This is a genomic window from Bdellovibrionales bacterium (assembly GCA_016716765.1).
Taxonomy (GTDB): Bacteria; Bdellovibrionota; Bdellovibrionia; order Bdellovibrionales; family UBA1609; genus JADJVA01.
The window spans coordinates 439,858-456,722 of the sequence record JADJVA010000006.1 but is presented as its reverse complement, the minus strand read 5'-3'; the positions used below and the strand labels follow the sequence as shown (position 1 = coordinate 456,722).

The following is a 16,865-nucleotide window of genomic DNA, read 5'->3' as shown; positions in this document are numbered from 1 at the left end:
GGCTCCTCCCCAAGATTCATTTAGGTCCTATTAGATCCCCTAAGTATTGAGTTTTTCAACAAAATTATTACTTGCCACCATTGGCCAGAAGAGCTAGAAATGATCCTCAATAATTTCTTTGAAGAATTGTAAATTTGAAGATTTGTAAAAGTGGGCCTGTAGCTCAGTTGGGAGAGCGGAAGCATGGCATTATTAAGGTCTCCCAATGGCTCGTTTGTAAGTGGCTAATGTAATAAAGGTTTTTTAGGTAGGAATTATCGGTGCAATGAAAAGTGGTAGAGTGGTAAGTATCAATTCAAGACAAAATGGGCCTGTAGCTCAGCTGGGAGAGCGGATGGCTGGCAGTCATCAGGTCGCAGGTTCAATCCCTGTCAGGTCCACCATTTCTTTTTTGAATGAATATCGCTGTCCACACAACTTGCTTGAACAAAAAGATTTTTTAATCAGCTTGCGAAAAAAGCAAAGACCCGAAGCCAACATTCTAAAAGCTCTTGTCGATCAGTCTATTTAGATTTTTTCTTTAAAAACTTAAACTCATCAATGAAGCCATCCTTAACACTGCTCTTAATATAATTCTGGGTGGTTTCAAATTTGGAGTGCATACAGCATCTGTGCAAAAAATAAACTGAGTTGTTGTACCATTCGCCAAGTTTTACAGCCCCTCGGCTTGCATAACCATGCTTGAAGCCATGAGGATGCACATATCTGAATTTTGCTCGCTCAGCTATTTTTCTCCAAAAAGCATTAAAGCTATCAGGAAAAATCGTCCCTGTTTGGCTACCACCAGTTAGGATGTAGCCCTTTTTAACTTCGGCTTTAATGTACATTGCAAGCTCAACCAAGATGTCTACATCAGGCTGGATGAATGGCAACTCCACTCGCCCCTTGAAAGTTTTGGTTGAGTTTTCTAATTTCAAAGCTCCTTTTTCAGCCCTTGAGTGACCGACGACAATGTTGTCGCTCGTGATCAGATAAGGCACTTGATTTTCTGGGTGCAAATCTTCAGCTTTAAGGCCGACTATATTTCCTCGTCGCAGGCCCATACAGCAACCAAGCAAAATCGCATAGGCTCGCAACTTCCATTTTTTATTTTCTTTTAATTCAGAATCCGAGAGCTTGCCACTCACTGGATAAGTCAAATCAATTTTTTTCTTTATCTCATAAATTTCTTCGGATTTATAATAGTCCTTGCCACGATTGCTGACTGTTTTGCCTCGCTTCTCTTGCTCTAAAGTATCGGTCTCAACATAAACAAGAAAAAATTCTTCAGGGTTGATGACTTTCTTCTTTTTCAAAAACTTCATGAACTCATTGAATGCCGAAGTTAAGCCCGAATAAGTATGTGGCGAATAAGGCTTTCCAAGTTTTGTTTTGGCTTGGCGAATATCATCCTCAATAAATCCTTCAAAATTGATGAACTGACTTGGATGCTCGCAACCATATTTTTCTCTCAAAAGTGGCATCCAGAAAAAATTAAGCCAGCTCAAGTACGAATTGGCCACAGCAGTAGTTTGTGATTTTTGCTTAAAAAACAAATCGAGAAAAACTCCAAAATCAAACTCTTTGGTTTTTAACTCAACTCGTTTTTTAGCCAAATATGACTCTAGACCAAATTGCTTTTTTATATCCTCTGCAAATTTTTCTTTTAAAGCTATGAAGTGTGGATCGCTGATGGCACCACTCTGACTTAATTTCTTATGCCTTAAGTAATCGTTGATCTGTTTTAAAACTTCATGGGTCTTAGCACTAATCCACATTGTTTTCCGATTCTTTTTGTCATAAAGCTGTGCCCTGAGAGCATCAAAATGCTTTCCCTCTCGCCAGTGAAATTGTAAGCCCCTTATCCTAGATTCCATCGCCTATCTTTTCGTCATATTTTTCTAAAATTTAAACTCAGACCTATGATCGGGTCAGACCAATGTCAAGTCGATGACATAACGATCCCGACCAAAGCAGTTTTAGGGCCATTAACAGGCCAATTTGTTGCTTGGCTCTCTGTTTTCAAGATGATTGCCCAAGTACTTCTCCCTTACTGTTTCAAAATATATCGGATCAACTTCTCTCATGGCCTTTGGTCTATAGGGAAAACCCAACCACAATTGCTCTTTCTCCGAAGTCCAAATTTTTTGCTTCTTCATATCAACCCTCATCAAGGCCATCGCTAAAAATATAGAATACCAAAATTTAATTTTTTCAGTTTTCTCATTCGGTCCATCTTTTAAATCCGAAAGGGAAAAAATCTTTTTTCTCCACTGATTTACGACTTCCAATTCGGGTTGCTTCGGGAATAACTCAAAAATTGAGTAGTTGTATTTCATCGGATTAAAGCCCGACATTTCAGTATCGTAGTCCCTTAGCTCTTGTCGCATGAGACAAATACGATCCTCTTTGGATAATTTGGGTCGAGGTGCAAGTCTGAGCTTTCTCAGCAATCCGATCAACTTTTTTCCAACCATCCAACAACAAGCCATCGGAAGACCCACAACAAAAATCCAAACAGGGGCAGTCAAAATTAAAAATGCAACTGTGTTTGCAGATGTACTCATAAATCACTCCTGTTCCGATGCGACCACAAAGGCATCGACACCAAAACATTCGGTATAGCTACCTTGAGTGTTGATGCACAAGCCACTCATTGAGCCAAAGAAAATAGTTCGCCCATTGATAACACCAGATGTGCCTCGCAGTTCTCTGGCAAAATAGGAACCTTGGCCTTTTACAACAGTGTGATGCGATTCAATATTTGTGGATGTATTTAAAACTAAATTGGCTTGGCCATTGCCGAAGGCTGTTTCAACAGCACCATGATACATTCCAAAAAATTGCCCATTATCAAAATACCCACCACTGCTTGATTGATTCGTCACTCCTAGCAAAGGAGCATTGCTTTGCCAAAAATGATACGAATTGATCGGTGCTTCATTGAATGAAGTAGTCTCCGAGGACACCTGAATCGGGGTGTTTTGCAAAGAATTGAAAGACATATTTTTATTTAAGCCCACATAGATATTGCCTGAGCCATCGGTCACGATGGCCACAGCATCGTTGGCAATTACAACAGTGGTTGTATCGTCGGATAAAAATATGCCTTCGTTGCAGTCGCCTGCAAGAACTTGCACCCCTTCGCCTTTTTTCTGATTGAGGTTATTGTCATAGGAAAGCTCCTCGATTTCAATGGCCGATGATTGAGTTCTTAGAGAAACAAGACTTGGGCCATCACCTGAGATTAAAACCATTGCATAGCTGTTGGTCGTCGCCCCAAGCAAACACTTTGGGGCGAATAAGCCAATGTTCATATCGGCAGTAGATGATTCTGTTATCTGAATAAAAAACTGATTTTCAACTCCAATGGTTGAACTCTTCGGCATGGATGCAGTTAAAGAAATATTTCTCGGATCGTCCTTACTAAAATAATAGTACTCATTAAGCCCATTGGAGGCATCACCATCAATTGGCACAGGGTCAGGGCTCGGTTCACTGCTATTAGTGGCAGATCCACCTCCAGCACCTCCACAAGCTGTTAAAACCAGAACAAACAAGGCACTTATTGTTTTTAAGAACTTGGATTTCATAAATGAGCCTCCTGGCTATACTTAGATCCTAATGCAATGCATAGTATAGGTCAATAAAAGTATTACTTTTAAAGGCATTGTTTTTTAAAGCCAGTATATTTATGATATCGGCATAAGAAGCCGATAAAATTGTATTGGAATGGATCGGATAGATGATTAAGAAAGAAAAAAAGGATCCCCTTAAAGAGCTTGAGAAAGAATATGCCAAGCGAGGCTATAAAATGCCTCGCCTTATCGTTGATGAGGCTATTCAAAAAAAGGGGCTAAGCTATTCAGAGGTATCAAGTGGCCTCGGTATCGCTCACCCCTCAAATGTAGCTCGCATTAAAAAAAGCCAAACCCTCGGCTTTGAAATGCTTCTTAAACTCGCATTGATTTTAGATGTCCCAATTTGTGAATTGATTGAAGATAGAAAAAAGAAGAGGTGATTATGGCAAAGAAAAAAATTAAAACTAAGAAAAAAGCTAAGGCAGTTTTTAAAGATCCCCAAGATTTCTCCCCTTTGAGACCATGAATATCAGTGCCGAGGTTGAAGGCATCTTGCCAAAACTGGCCCTTATTTATCATGAAAACGAAGGCGATATGCCATCTGTTCATGAAGCAATTAGAGAGCATCTTAATGAAATTTTGGATTTTGTGTTCAATGACTTTGACGACGACTTACTTGAGAAAATTTTAAAAAAACAAAAAGTCGAATAGCTTGCAGTCGCCTGCAAAGTTTAATTTTCATATCCTATAGACCTAAAAATAAAGCCTGACAAGATTTCGCACTTGATGAAGCTGAATGCCTTGCCACTTTTGGTGTTCCATCTGCTGCAGTTGGAATTTCGACGATTGAAACATCTATTTTGCCGTTGGCATTCTTGATATTAATGGTCAGAGCTTCAACTCCACCCTTCATAATTGTTAAATCCAATGACGATAATCTTTTTTCTACTACCTGCTGTGAGTATTGCATAATAACCCTGCTGATTTCGCTCTGAGAAACTTGTCCTGTTAATTCGTAAGTAGCTTTTTCGGCACTAAACCTTTCGGTCTCGGGGCTAGATTTTAAAACTCTTCCATTAGCCACCATATCAGCTAATGTTGAATCACTGGTTGTGTACCGAGAATATAGTGCTTCAATTGCATCAGCTGATGACATTTGGGGGTTTGATTCAAATATTCTTGCTAGTGTATTTGCAACACTTGGAGCAGCTTGTGATGTGCCCGACATATGCATTTCACTTCCACCGACCAATGCACTTGTTACTCCTGTGCCAATAGCAGCAATGTCAACATACGACGACGATCTATTTGAAAACGAAGCAATCTTTCCTTTACCGTCTATGGCAGCCACCTTGATTAAGTTACCTGCCTCAATATTAGCTGTGTGGTCACCAATTTTTCGCAAATCTCTTTTTTCATTTCCAGCAGCGAGAACGAAGACTGATTCGGGGTTGGCTTTAAAAAACCCTCTCATTTCTTCTGCAAAAATTTTTGCTCCTTGTTCGGCCATTTCTTTAATTTTACCCCTTAAAAAAAGTTTTTGGAAGAAAGTCGACCTATTTTTTGCAGATTTGAAGGCGATTTCACCAGATGTACCAACTGACAAATTCACAACTCGTATATTTTGTTGCTTTAAAACTTGGCTAATTTGGTCTAGATGTCTTCTCAAGTCTTCTCGTTGCTTGGCTGGATCAAACTTTAAAATATCTGAAATAGTTAGTTGTTTTGATGGAGTAATGAGAGGAAAGTTAATCAGCCGAACATTGGTAAGAGATCGCATTGCAATTCCAGCAACATGAGTACCATGAAGGTAAGTTCCAACGACATTTAAACCAGAACGAAACTTGGGTGAAAAAATATACTTAATCGCACCCTTTGCAACAGCTGAAAGAGTCGCAAGAGCTTTATCTGATGGTATATTTCCACCCAACATCATGTGGATTGAATCTAAAAACTGAACTTGTTCGGCATATTGTTTTTTATTTAATCTTTTTTCAAACTCTGCTTTAGCTTCTAAATTCAAATCATACCATGACTTTTCCTGTCCCTTTTCATCTACTATTTTTGCTTCCTTTAATAGCTCCTCATCTAAAACTGCACTTATTTCTGGATGTTGATAGTCAACAGGAGAATCAAGTACAGCAATGTATGTCGTTCCTTCGGAAGCAGCATAGGCACTGTAAATAAAGGCAAGCACCAGTGTGAATGAGAAAATTTTTTTTAGCATTTTGAGCCTCCAAAGAAGACATAGTTCTTCGTAAACTTGATATTGCAATCGGAGTGCCACTTGAAATGTAATTATTTTTGATTTGGCAGGCCATTGCTGTATAGAAGTTAAACAGCCCACTTCTGATGGAGAAATTTCTTTTAAAAAACAATATGTTAGATGGCTTTAGAGCATAACAGCGAACAAGTCAATTTTTGCTACCCTATAGGCGGTTGGCCCTTAAAACTGTAGGCCTTGCATCTTGAGTCATGGTGCGTAATAACCCCCGGCAGAGTCCGGTAAAGGAGCACCAAATGAAGAAGAGATTTAGCGAGGAACAAATAATTTCTGCAGTAAAAAAACTGGAGACGGGATCGCCAGCAAAAGAGGTGTCGCGCGAGATGGGCGTGACGATTCAGACTCTCTACCATTGGAAGAAGCGTTTTGGTGGTATGGACGTGACCGACGCCAGACGGCTGAAAGACCTGGAGATGGAGAATACGCGCCTAAAAAAGGATCGTGGCGGACCAGGCTCTCGACATCGTCATGTTGAAGGATGTGAACTCAAAAAAGTGGTGAGGTCCAGCGACAAGAGAACGGAGGCCTCATACCTTGTTGAAAAAATACGAGGTCTCCAAGGCTCGAACCAGCTGTCTGCTGGGCCTTCCCATCACCACCTTGTATTATAATCCAAAAGAGAATGGAGACCAGCCTCTGGCGTCGCGATTGTCGGAGCTAGCGACAGAGCATAGAAGGTTCGGTCACCCGCGGCTATTTGTTCTTCTCAAGAGGGAAATATCTGATCTCAACCACAAACGATCGCGTCGGATTTATCAAAAACTAAAGCTTCAGATTGGACGCAGGAAGAGAAAAAAGTGGAGCTCCCCTCTTTATCGTATTCTTTCTGGCCATCGGCTATTTACTTGCTCACGAAGCGGCCACAAAAAATAATTCTCAGGTTCTCAAACTATTTTGGATCCTCCACCCTCAGATGTATCTTCTCTTTGTTGTCTACTGGGTATTGGCGGTCAATCTTCCCGCGAAGGAGGATTTTGCCTTCGTCCCAACCAATTTCGCCTGGAGTACTTTGTGGCCTGAAGAAACCACTTTTTGTTTGGAAAAGGTGGAACAAAAGAAACTCTGGTGGAAAGGAATTTGGAATTGTTACACCGGGGCATTTCTCTTTGCTATCGCATTTCTGGAAAAGAACCTATTGGCTTCTCTTCATGCTCAAGGATTCGCAGCCACTCTGGGGCACTACACCTATTTCATTCTTTTTCTCATCGCCAGCTTTAGCCAATTGGTTGGGATGTCGCGCTTGTTTGGAGTCAACTGTCCCGACCCCACTTATTTTATGATCCTCGCCAAAACACCAATGGAGACCTGGCAACGAGGTTCAACCTACCTCTACAGGTTCTTTTTCCGACATATTTACCTTCCCTTGTACCGCCTTTTTCGAAACTATACTCTTGCAGTTCTCGTTTCCTTTGTGTTGGTCATCATTCACATGATGCTCTTTCAAGAAATTTTCATTCGCTCATTCTATTCGCTTCTTGTCCCAGAGCTGAGAGCGCCGCCTTTGAATTTACTTTCTAGTTTGTTATTTTCTACTTCCTGGGCAGGCCTCTGGCTCATCTTAATCATTATTGGAGCAACATTGTGGAGCAATTTGCTAAGGAGATACCCTCGTCCAATCTTTCAATGGGCATCGATCGTAGTTAACCACCTTTTGATCGCCATGATCTTTCCAGTTATTGAAATTTACATTTATCCCTACCTTCTTCGTATTGCCTCGTAACCAGAGGATTCTCAATGACGAGCTTAACCACATACCTCAGAATGATACTTGAGAATGGAACAAAAACGGCCGAGAGTCCTGCTGTCGTCATTTCTGAACACAAGAGCTCCAGCTCTCTCAGTTACGGAGAGTTCACCAAAAGAGTCCTCCAACTGGCAAGTTTTCTTACCGAGAACACCTCTTCAAATGAATCCATAGGAATTTACGGCGAAAAACGTGTCGATGCAAATGTTTCGGTGATCGCTTGCATGCTCTTTCATCGCCCCTTCATCCCCATCTACAAATCCAAATCCTTGTCACATCTAGGGGTTTGCTAAAAGGCTCCAAGTCAAAAGCATTGTTTCCTGCACGCCCCTTGACGAACGGCATGCTGCATTCTTTGATGAACACAGAAGTGACTTTTCAATTATCAAATTGGCAGACCAAGGTATTTTGAGATCAATCAACGCCGTGGATATTGAAAGTGTGGATATTAAAAATGAGGATCACAATAAATTTTGCTACTACCTCTTCACATCTGGAAGTACTGGACAGCCAAAATGTGTTGGCATTACACGAGGAAACTTCTCAAGCTTTCTTGCTAATTTCCTCCCAAATTATCTGATTGATCACAAGGATCGAATTTCACAGACGTTTGGCTTGAGTTTTGATCCATCCCTGAGTGATATATTTTTAGCACTTGTGAATGGCGCTGTTCTCTACCCCTTACTCGATAGTTACAAATTCGATATTGCCAATTTCATTTCCAGAAATGCCATCACCTATTGGTCATCAGTTCCCACCTTAGTCCACCTCAATTTTCAAAGAGGAATAGATCTTACTTCCGATTCTCTTCCATCTCTCCGATACACGACATTTACGGGCGAATCACTCGACAAGGAAGTTTGTCGCCGCTGGAAAAGCTGCGCTCAAAACTCACAAATCGAAAACCTTTATGGCCCCATCGAAGCAACTGTGAATGTCTTTCGATATGTTATCCCAGATATTGAGCAGGAAGATTCACGAATTCCTATCGGGAATTGCTACACCGATCACCAGTTCTCCATCGTAGATGAAGAGTTGAACGAAATCAAAGATGTCGAGAATCGTGGAGAACTGATGATTTCCGGGCCGCAGTTAGCAAAGGAATATTTCGAAAATGTCCCAGACACACAAAAAAAATTTATTCGGTGGAGAAACAATCTTCAATTATGGTACCGCACTGGAGATTTGGTCAGTCGAAACGGCAAGGGGCAAATCATTTTTCTTGGACGCACGGACTGGCAGCTCAAAATTGCAGGAATCAGAATAGAAGCTGAAGAAATTGAGTATCACTTCTCAAAGATCTCTCAGGGCATCGCTCTGATTGTCTTCTCAGACAGTCGCCTATCTCCCGCCCAAGTGATCGGAGTCATCGATCAACGAATGGAAAAATCACAATTGGAAGAATGTCTGGTGTCTATGGCCCATGAAATACCTCCCGTGACTGTCCCGCGCAAGATACTTTTCCTTTCTCCGTTTCCATCTGTTACAAGTGGGAAAGTAGATCGGAAGACTGTACAGCAATTAGCTTTGAGCGGCGCTCTTCCGATTGTGTGGCCTTAAGGACTGATACAATTTTTCATTTTACTATGGAAATTCTTCTGTTCCGACCATAAAAAAGTATCTTAACAATCTCAAAGATGATTCTAATTCACTGAATATCCGCAAATCTACCCCCAACAACAGTTTGGCGACACAAACCAGAAGAAGAAAGGGATGAGTTCTTCAATCGATCCTTTATTTGAGAACGAGATTTGAGTTCTGCCACTGCGTTGCCGACTTTCTGCCATACAATTCCCAGATCTGGAATTCCTCCCCAAGTCCAACGAACAAAGCCAGGAATGTATTTCGAAATCCTAACTCTCACCACAGAGACTCGAGACTCCTTATTTGTCCAGGTGAATAGATCGCCACCAAAAGGAGGGAAGGTTGTGCTCATTCCTAAACTCGCATAATCGCCTGATTTTGTAACTTTAACGTACATAGGAGCAACTGGAGGATAGAAGGTCGTACCAGATCGTACTTGGTGATCCCTTGCACGATTCAGACTTATTGACCCACCCGATTCGGTGAATTGACCCACCCGGCGGCGACAGAACTGCTAAATAAACGAGCTAGCAGATTTCCACAGTTTTTTCCTCTGGGAAGCTGATTGTTTTTCGGAAACCCCCTTGAGATTATTCTCTGGCTGGGGTTGATCCTTCCCATGGCTTGGCAATGACTGGGTCTTCTACCAACCTTGGGATCAATCTGGGAGTGAGATGACAGGTCCTTTTCTGGCCCGCGCTTGAGGTCAACAGTACATTGGCTTCTTCTGCGAATATTGCCTGGTCCAAAATCATCAGGATAAGCACTTGGGAATTGAGTCTGGAAATCCAATCATCTTGCCCGAGCTTCTGGCTGCGAGAACTTCTTCAAACTGGGTTTACGGAAAAGGCCACAAGTTTTCTTGGCAAATCTTTCTCCCGAGTGTGATTGCCAATGGCTGCCCCGTGATCAAGTTCTCTTTATTTTTAAAAATGATAGAACCGAAAGCTCCTTGAGTTTTACTTTGTCAGTCCTGTCAAACTCATGTCCCAATCTTCGAAGTCCGCTGGTGTCTGAACTCGCTCGTCTGGTAAGAGATTTGATAGACGATCTCGCAAGTTTTCTCATCCTGAGGATGAGGGACAAAACTCGAGGATGCAGATTACTACAGCTTCTTGAGACCAGCGTTTGGTGAATCGAAAATCTAAGGTCATAGGCGATTGCCTGGCTTCCATATTAAGGTTCCTTGTTGTTATGTAGATAAATTAAATTGGGATCTCGTTCAGGTTTAATGATGCGTGGTCTTGTACCTCCTACTTTGTGGAGAGCCGGCCTGATGAAATTGAACTGGGTTTTATTGAAAATAAGGGCTTGTGTCGCCGCGCTCGAGATCAGCCTTTGAGACTTCATTTTTGTGAACTAACCTGAGGATGCCCTGAGCCCCTTTGAGCGGGGATAAGGATCACGGAGAAATTTTGAAGAGTTCAAAAGTTTTGGATCCGATATTTTGCGCTTGCCTGAGGCCGAGGCCACTTGAATCGGGCGGTGGCGACTTGGTGTTCTGGGTAGTGGGCGTCGATGGTGGAGGCCCTGTTGGGATTTTACTTTGCGTGGATTGCATTGAATCTGAATCCGCAGTATATCTCGACGGTATTTATTTTGATTCGGGCTTTGACCGTGGTGCCGACAAACTGATGCGGGACGGGTAGAATTTGGAATCGACTTGAATATGGCAATCTGGATGAACCTTACAGGTCTTCCAGACGGAGAGTTCAAATGAATTGGGGTTTACAGTTTGCAAAAGGGTCTTTCATTTTCGAATCTATCCTCTCTTGAAATTCCATCATGATCCTTCATGGGTGCAGAGTGAGTTCGTTGAGATTTTTTGAAATCTTGATTGAGATCAAATATTGAATAAAAGATTTGATCTCGACTTCGTTGAAGAATTGTTTTGTATAATGCCGATTGCGCCTTCCACCGCGGCTTTATCTTTGGGCCGTCGAGGCCTTGCTGGGAGACGGCAAATCCATGATGGTTGCTGAACTCAATGAAGGACTGGTTGGTGTCGGGATCATAGATATGGGCTCTTGTGACGCCGGGCTTAAGATTGTCAACGACTGCGTACTTTGGGGTGCCACCGAGTTTGATGAATGAGTTTCAATGGCTCTGAAGAACTCAGGTTGCTTTTGTCCGAAGGTAAACTCACCGACGGTGTATGAACTCCAGGCAAGGTTCCGACGAAAGTTGAGTTTTAATCTTAGCTTGAGTCCTTGGATCGTGATTGAAATCCCATCTGAAAATCGAAGAAGATTTTTTTCGCCGGGATTGTGTTGAAGTCTGATTGTCACCTGCGGTTTTTGGGAATCGCCGTCTGAAACGATGATAGAAAATCATATAGGTCATGACTTCGATGGCGTGTTCTTTGTGAAGAATTTTAAGAGGGACACCTTTGTTGAACTCGGTCGCGATAAATTCCCAGTTGATTGGGACAGGCTGGCTCTGTGAAACCCACTACCGAGGGGACTGATGATGGTGGACCTGAGTCTCTGATGCAAGCTCTGACGGTATTCCTGGCGATCTTAAGGGCCTGCGCAACTTGCGGATGCTGCGGCCTTGAGTGTGAAGTTCTAAAATTTGATTTTGCATGGCAACTGAAGTTCTCCGTTGAGTCGGAACCCTCCTTTGTTTAAGGATAGGTGCCAGGGATTGAAGATTTAGTCGCTGCCTGGATTTATGACTCCAGTGTCAAGTCGAATATAGGTGGGTCAATTCCCGAAACGCCTGGGTCAGCTCATCCGAATTGGGTGGGTCAGCTTCTTTGAATTGGGTGGGTCAACTCAAGCCGAATCGGCCAATCCCTCTCGGACTTGCTGGAAAGCAAATACACGCCAGTCTGTATATTGAGCCCTCCAATAGCAAAGACAGACATTGCATTTTCAAATGATTCGCTCCCTCTCGCAATATCAATAACATAACTATTCTCTTGGGAGTTGTACCCCACACTTAAATAAACAGATAGGGGCGCCCCACCAAAACCCCATTTCGCTGCCCCTGCTTCAAGAATGGGAGCGAGCCCCATAACAAAACCAACTTCGTTTGATTCGATAAGAAGATTCACTTGAGAAAAGAGAAATTTGTCAACGGCACCAACAATATCTCTAACTATAGCAAGTCCATGTTCTCCCAACGAACGCCTCTGATTGCTCGGAAAAATATCTGTTAAATTTTCCCCGGCATTTTTAGATTGATCTCGATTTCGAATTTGATGGTATTTTCCTTTAACAAAACCATGCAATCCAAAAACAAAGCGTCCTTTAGATAGAACGCCTGCAAGAGCCCTCAGTATCCCCAACCGCTTGGTGTTAAATTTCTGTTTTAAGTTGGGATCTAGATTAAGATATTCCGGCGACAAGCTTAAATCTGGAGGCGACAAAAGGAGCTCGATTTGACTTTTCAAACGGAGTCTGACCTGCTCTCCATTTTCCAACTTAACATCTGGTAGATCCGCAGGCTCAGTCAAAAAGCCAGAGGTCAGGTCCTTCTCGGATATGCCTGTCGTCAATTTGGCATTTAATACAGAAGATTCCTGTGCTCCTTGAGAGATCGAGTCACGCGCTCCGCTTTCCAGCGGGCTGCCAAACATCAAGGCAAAAATCATGATGGCGCAAATCATTCTCAGAAATGAGACTTTTCTAGACCTTCCATTCATCAATTTATCTCTTTTCATCCCACATAATTCTTTGGTCACAAAAACACTCCCTTGCGGCCTGAGACTCCCAATTAAACCACTGCGCGAGTGGGCCTCGTTCATTTTGCAAATCCCGGTGCCTAGTCAATTGGACCCCTTCGGGGTGTCGAATTTAGCTGTCGCTGCTCATGGATAGCCCATAATGAGTGCAAACCTACAAAACGACGCAGACATTGTTAGTCTGAAGTTTTGTCAAAAAAGAGACGATAATTGTCACGGGACAACCCCCTCTAGGGTTTCTAGGAGGGGACCTTGGCCAGCGAAAATGAATTAATCGGATCTCATTCAGGCAAACTGGAAGTCCATTTTTTTATGGACTCAGAAAGTAAATTGAGCAGCCTCCCCTTGAGCATTGCACCTTCTGGATCAGAAAAGGTCTCGTTGTGACCGCCAGCTTCCTTTTGCCAGAATTCTTTTGGAAAGGAGGCTGCCTCAAAAACTTCTTTGCCCATTGAGAACGGAATGATCTCATCTTTCTTCGAGTGAATGACAATGATTTTGGTTCCGGCCAGATCAGAAACTCGATGACTTGGAGCCCACTCATCGCTAAACAAGAAAGTCGAAAAGGGCTGGAACGCCCATGTCCATGGAGATTTGGCCATGATCGCCCGTGCCGTCTTTTGATAGGACACAAAGGAACTATCTACCATGAGAATTTTTGGCAGAAATTCCGATCGCAACTCCCAAATCGCCCGCATGGCGATCGCCCCGCCGAGGCTATGGCCGTAAACAATCATGGGAAGTTCTGGCTTTAATCTGCGCACATAGTTTATGGCACCCATGGCTGTTTTTACGGTATTCTGAGGAGATGGCTGACCCTCTGTCTGTCCATATCCAGGATAATCGAAAATAGCCAAATCATGACCCTCTTTGAGCAACCAATAGAGTGAATAAAAGTGGGAAGAACGATTCTGTCCATTGCCATGAAAAAATACTACGACTGATCGAGGACGAATGCTTTTAGATTGAAAATACCAACCGCGAATGCTCTGTCCTTTTTCAATTTCAAAGGACACATCTTTAGGCAAGGGGTTCAACTTGTTCATGTCCACATAAAGCGATCGCGTCGGATAGTACAAAAGGTTCGAACAACCAAGGTTTGTCAAAAAAATGAGCATGCCAAAGCGCAGAATTAAAAAAAATGTTTTTTTATCTTTCATAACAAAAAAGAATTCACTAGATTGGGGGCTCTTGCAAGGGAGGAATAGTGAAGTCAGTTTTTGAATCCATTACTTTGAGTCTTCTTGTTTTTTCGTTCACAAGCTGCGCGACAATTCGCTTGGGGTACGAGGGCAAGATGACCAACTCAAAAGGTCAAAGCGAAGTTGTGAAGGTGGAAAAGAGTTACCCTATTGAGGGCGCAATTAAACCGCTCTGTATAATCACCGCAATAGGCCTGGGAGGCAGTTGCTGGTTTTATTTGGCCATGCCCACAACCGCACAGCGCGCCCTATTTCGAGCGGATGCCTTGCGCCTAGCTAAGAAGAGCCTCAATAATGAAGCCATCGAACTGCAAGATGAAAAGATTTCGAGAGTTAACTGGCAGGACCAGGGGTCCACTGTTACAACTGAAGTTGTTCGCGAATAGTTTTATTTTGTGTTTCAGTTTCCTGGTGTTATTATCCGCAACTCCACAGACCAGGAACGAATTTAAGAAGCCGGGTGAAACTGAATTTGCCCTGTCGTCTCCCGCTGCGTCGGCGCTACTCGACCAGTTCGCTCAATCAGCCCCATGGTTGCGCGCCGTACACTATCTCCCTTATCGGGGCGGGTATCGTAGCGAACTGGATGGATCTGGTTTTTTTTTCGCACAAGATGGCAAGGTCAACCCTTTGGCGGAGCTCATTGCCTCAATCAAGGCCTTTGATCAAGATCTGAAATTGACGGATCTCAAGCTCCACCCTCAGTGCGCTTTTCCGGAGAGGTTTCGTTTACTTCGAGACACCTTTCAACTTAAAATTCAAGAGGTTGAATGCCCTCTTTTTAAGAATTTTCTTAATCGATTCCAAGATCCGACCGGAGTGAGCCTTGTTTTTTCTAGCGCTTATCCAAACAATCCAGCCAGCATGTTTGGACATACCTTTTTAAAAATTCGATCAAAGCGAACAAATGCGCTTCTTGATACTGGAGTGAATTTTGCTGCATGGACTCCTCCAGATTCAAATCTCCTTGCTTTTATGTACATGGGAGTATTTGGAGGCTATCGCGGAATTTGGTCAACCGAACCCTACTACAAAAAAGTTAATGAATACATCAATTCAGAAAGCCGTGACCTATGGGAATATGACCTAAATCTGACCGCAATCGAAACCAATCGCCTGATTGGACACCTTTGGGAGCTTGAAATTAACTCCCACTTTAAATACTATTTTTTTGACAAAAATTGCTCCTACCAAATTCTTCGAGCGATTGAGGCTGTTCGAACCGATTGGGAGATCACTCAACATCGGATTTATGTCATACCAGGCGAGACGATCAAACAGATAAAGGCCGTCCCCGGAGTTGTGCGCGAGGTTCACTTTCGCCCCTCCCTTTTTCATCAGTTGGAACTCCGATATGATCTTCTGTCCGAAAGCGAACAGATGGATTATCAAGAGCTTGTAACACCTCAGATTGAACACGATTTTGAAAGGCAATTCTCTTCTGAGGTTCTCGATACTGGCCTATTGTCTATGCTGTACCTAAAGGCCAAAAAGAAAAAAAAATGGTCCGAAGAAGATCAGAAACTCGAAAACAAACTTCTATTGCTGCGCTCTCGCGATCCTCAAAAAACTCCTGAAGCCCAAATACCAAGCAGATATTTACAGTCACAAACTGACCTCGGCCATGATTCCTATTCCGTACATACCAGTGCGGGAAACCTCAATTCTCTGTCTGGAACTATGGCTGAGCCTCGCAGCTTTGGGAGAATTAAAATTCGATCTGCTTACCATGATCTCATGGGAAGTGATTTAGGCTTCTCTCCTTTTTCAGAGATTGAGTTTCCCTGGATAGAGCTCCAATTAGATCAAAAAACGATTAAAATTCAAGAGCTTGGATTGATTTCTTCCACCTCTCTCTTCCCTCTCAATCAATTTAATCTCAGCCCCTCTTGGCGCCTCCGCTGGGCTTTCGAAACAGAAAAGGGAATAGAATGTCAGGATTGCCTTGTTGGAAGTTTCGAAGGCGGCTATGGACTCTCCCTTGGGGGTGTGACCCATCGACTGTACTCGCTCGGTCTAGCCCGTATGGAAGCACATTCGAGATTGCCGCGTGGATTTCGCCTGCGTCCCGGCATAGAAAGCGGATGGCTCTGGAACCCCTCTGCCCCCTATAAGATTCGACTTCTGGGGAGGATCCTCTGGAATTCAAAAAATTGGAACCTGAACGCTCGCGATTATGAATTTCGAGTCGAGCACTCCCTTGCGGTAGCCCGAAATCAAGAGCTCCGCCAAGCTACAATTTTGAACTACGATCATTCTCTCAATCGGCGCGCTTGGTTTGAAATTCGAGTTGAATGGATCTCTTATTTCCGTTGATTCCTCGTTATGAATAGATACAGTATCTAATATACAAAAATAACAATTCCTTAAGGAGGAACTTATGCGCAGTATTATTATCGGGGCAATCATGTTGGCCTTCCCTTTGGTGAGCCAGGCGAAAGATACCATGGACGGATGTGGACTTGGCTGGGAAGTAACTGATTCAGAAACCATGATTGGTACCACAACTCGTGGAACGACAAATATGTTTGTTCCTCCAGCGTTCGGCATGACGACCGGAACCATTGGATGTGGAATTCCCCAGAAAAAGTGGATAGTTTCTCAGGCGGCATTTACATTTAGTGTTGACTCATACTCTAAAGGACTCTGATAGCCAAGTGATGAATGCAATCTCTTTTTGTTGTACCAGATTTCAATATACTCAAAAACCAAGGTTCTCAGCTCCGCTTCTGTTTTGTAGTCATGACGGTAAAGCCACTCAGACTTGAATGACTTGAACCAACTCTCAACAATCGAATTATCG

The 16,865-nt window shown here is 43.0% G+C and carries 18 protein-coding genes and 1 tRNA gene; 11 read left to right on the top strand and 8 right to left on the bottom strand.

Annotated features, from left to right (window positions below; genetic code table 11):
* Positions 1–307 precede the first annotated feature (307 nt).
* Positions 308–383 (top strand) — tRNA-Ala (locus tag IPL83_06000).
* A gap of 120 nt (positions 384–503) precedes the next feature.
* Here IPL83_06000 and IPL83_05995 read toward each other — a convergent pair.
* The 3 genes from IPL83_05995 to IPL83_05985 all read right to left on the bottom strand — a co-directional run bounded on the left by IPL83_05995 (position 504) and on the right by IPL83_05985 (position 3,572).
* Entirely contained in the window at positions 504–1,856 is a 1,353-nt protein-coding gene (locus IPL83_05995) for a site-specific integrase (protein MBK9038709.1), read from the bottom strand.
* A 111-nt stretch (positions 1,857–1,967) separates the two neighbouring features.
* The gene (locus IPL83_05990) at positions 1,968–2,546 is read right to left on the bottom strand and encodes a hypothetical protein (protein ID MBK9038708.1); all 579 of its coding nucleotides are present in this window, start codon (positions 2,544–2,546) and stop codon (positions 1,968–1,970) included.
* Between the two features lie 3 nt (positions 2,547–2,549).
* A complete protein-coding gene (locus tag IPL83_05985; GenBank protein ID MBK9038707.1) occupies positions 2,550–3,572 on the bottom strand; it encodes a hypothetical protein in 1,023 nt (340 codons plus the stop codon).
* Positions 3,573–3,724: 152 nt separating this feature from the next.
* On the opposite strand from IPL83_05985, the gene IPL83_05980 reads away from it, so the two are divergent.
* Together IPL83_05980 and IPL83_05975 are read left to right on the top strand one after the other, a co-directional pair.
* A complete protein-coding gene (locus IPL83_05980) occupies positions 3,725–4,000 on the top strand; it encodes a helix-turn-helix domain-containing protein (GenBank protein MBK9038706.1) in 276 nt (91 codons plus the stop codon).
* An 82-nt stretch (positions 4,001–4,082) separates the two neighbouring features.
* Positions 4,083–4,271, top strand: a complete 189-nt coding sequence (locus IPL83_05975) for a hypothetical protein (GenBank protein ID MBK9038705.1) — start codon at positions 4,083–4,085, stop codon at positions 4,269–4,271.
* 34 nt (positions 4,272–4,305) lie between these two features.
* On the opposite strand, the gene IPL83_05970 is transcribed toward IPL83_05975, so the two are convergent.
* Complete coding sequence (locus IPL83_05970) at positions 4,306–5,787, bottom strand: S8 family serine peptidase (protein MBK9038704.1); 1,482 nt, start codon at positions 5,785–5,787, stop codon at positions 4,306–4,308.
* A gap of 293 nt (positions 5,788–6,080) precedes the next feature.
* On the opposite strand from IPL83_05970, the gene IPL83_05965 reads away from it, so the two are divergent.
* The 4 genes from IPL83_05965 to IPL83_05950 all read left to right on the top strand — a co-directional run bounded on the left by IPL83_05965 (position 6,081) and on the right by IPL83_05950 (position 9,148).
* Positions 6,081–6,455, top strand: a complete 375-nt coding sequence (locus tag IPL83_05965; protein MBK9038703.1) for a transposase — start codon at positions 6,081–6,083, stop codon at positions 6,453–6,455.
* Between the two features lie 164 nt (positions 6,456–6,619).
* The gene (locus IPL83_05960; GenBank protein ID MBK9038702.1) at positions 6,620–7,564 is read left to right on the top strand and encodes a hypothetical protein; all 945 of its coding nucleotides are present in this window, start codon (positions 6,620–6,622) and stop codon (positions 7,562–7,564) included.
* A gap of 14 nt (positions 7,565–7,578) precedes the next feature.
* Complete coding sequence (locus tag IPL83_05955; protein MBK9038701.1) at positions 7,579–7,881, top strand: AMP-binding protein; 303 nt, start codon at positions 7,579–7,581, stop codon at positions 7,879–7,881.
* Positions 7,882–7,996: 115 nt separating this feature from the next.
* Positions 7,997–9,148 (top strand): AMP-binding protein, encoded by a 1,152-nt coding sequence (locus IPL83_05950; protein MBK9038700.1) that lies wholly within the window; start codon positions 7,997–7,999, stop codon positions 9,146–9,148.
* Positions 9,149–9,236: 88 nt separating this feature from the next.
* Here IPL83_05950 and IPL83_05945 read toward each other — a convergent pair whose 3' ends face one another.
* The gene (locus IPL83_05945) at positions 9,237–9,668 is read right to left on the bottom strand and encodes a hypothetical protein (GenBank protein MBK9038699.1); all 432 of its coding nucleotides are present in this window, start codon (positions 9,666–9,668) and stop codon (positions 9,237–9,239) included.
* A 919-nt stretch (positions 9,669–10,587) separates the two neighbouring features.
* Between IPL83_05945 and IPL83_05940 the strand changes: the two genes are divergently transcribed.
* Positions 10,588–10,821, top strand: coding sequence for a hypothetical protein (locus IPL83_05940; protein MBK9038698.1), 234 nt, complete (start codon positions 10,588–10,590; stop codon positions 10,819–10,821).
* Positions 10,822–11,921: 1,100 nt separating this feature from the next.
* Here IPL83_05940 and IPL83_05935 read toward each other — a convergent pair.
* Both IPL83_05935 and IPL83_05930 read right to left on the bottom strand, forming a co-directional pair.
* Positions 11,922–12,860: a hypothetical protein gene (locus IPL83_05935; protein MBK9038697.1), complete on the bottom strand. Its 939-nt coding sequence runs from the start codon at positions 12,858–12,860 to the stop codon at positions 11,922–11,924.
* Between the two features lie 281 nt (positions 12,861–13,141).
* Positions 13,142–14,020: an alpha/beta hydrolase gene (locus IPL83_05930; GenBank protein MBK9038696.1), complete on the bottom strand. Its 879-nt coding sequence runs from the start codon at positions 14,018–14,020 to the stop codon at positions 13,142–13,144.
* A 47-nt stretch (positions 14,021–14,067) separates the two neighbouring features.
* Between IPL83_05930 and IPL83_05925 the strand changes: the two genes are divergently transcribed.
* From IPL83_05925 to IPL83_05915, 3 genes are all read left to right on the top strand, one after another.
* The gene (locus IPL83_05925) at positions 14,068–14,448 is read left to right on the top strand and encodes a hypothetical protein (protein MBK9038695.1); all 381 of its coding nucleotides are present in this window, start codon (positions 14,068–14,070) and stop codon (positions 14,446–14,448) included.
* 25 nt (positions 14,449–14,473) lie between these two features.
* Complete coding sequence (locus tag IPL83_05920; GenBank protein MBK9038694.1) at positions 14,474–16,378, top strand: DUF4105 domain-containing protein; 1,905 nt, start codon at positions 14,474–14,476, stop codon at positions 16,376–16,378.
* A 64-nt stretch (positions 16,379–16,442) separates the two neighbouring features.
* Positions 16,443–16,712: a DUF3015 family protein gene (locus IPL83_05915; protein ID MBK9038693.1), complete on the top strand. Its 270-nt coding sequence runs from the start codon at positions 16,443–16,445 to the stop codon at positions 16,710–16,712.
* Here IPL83_05915 and IPL83_05910 read toward each other — a convergent pair.
* On the bottom strand, positions 16,664–16,855 hold the full coding sequence (locus IPL83_05910) for an IS3 family transposase (protein MBK9038692.1): 192 nt from the start codon (positions 16,853–16,855) through the stop codon (positions 16,664–16,666). The two genes, IPL83_05915 and IPL83_05910, sit on opposite strands and share 49 nt — an antisense overlap.
* Positions 16,856–16,865 lie beyond the last annotated feature (10 nt).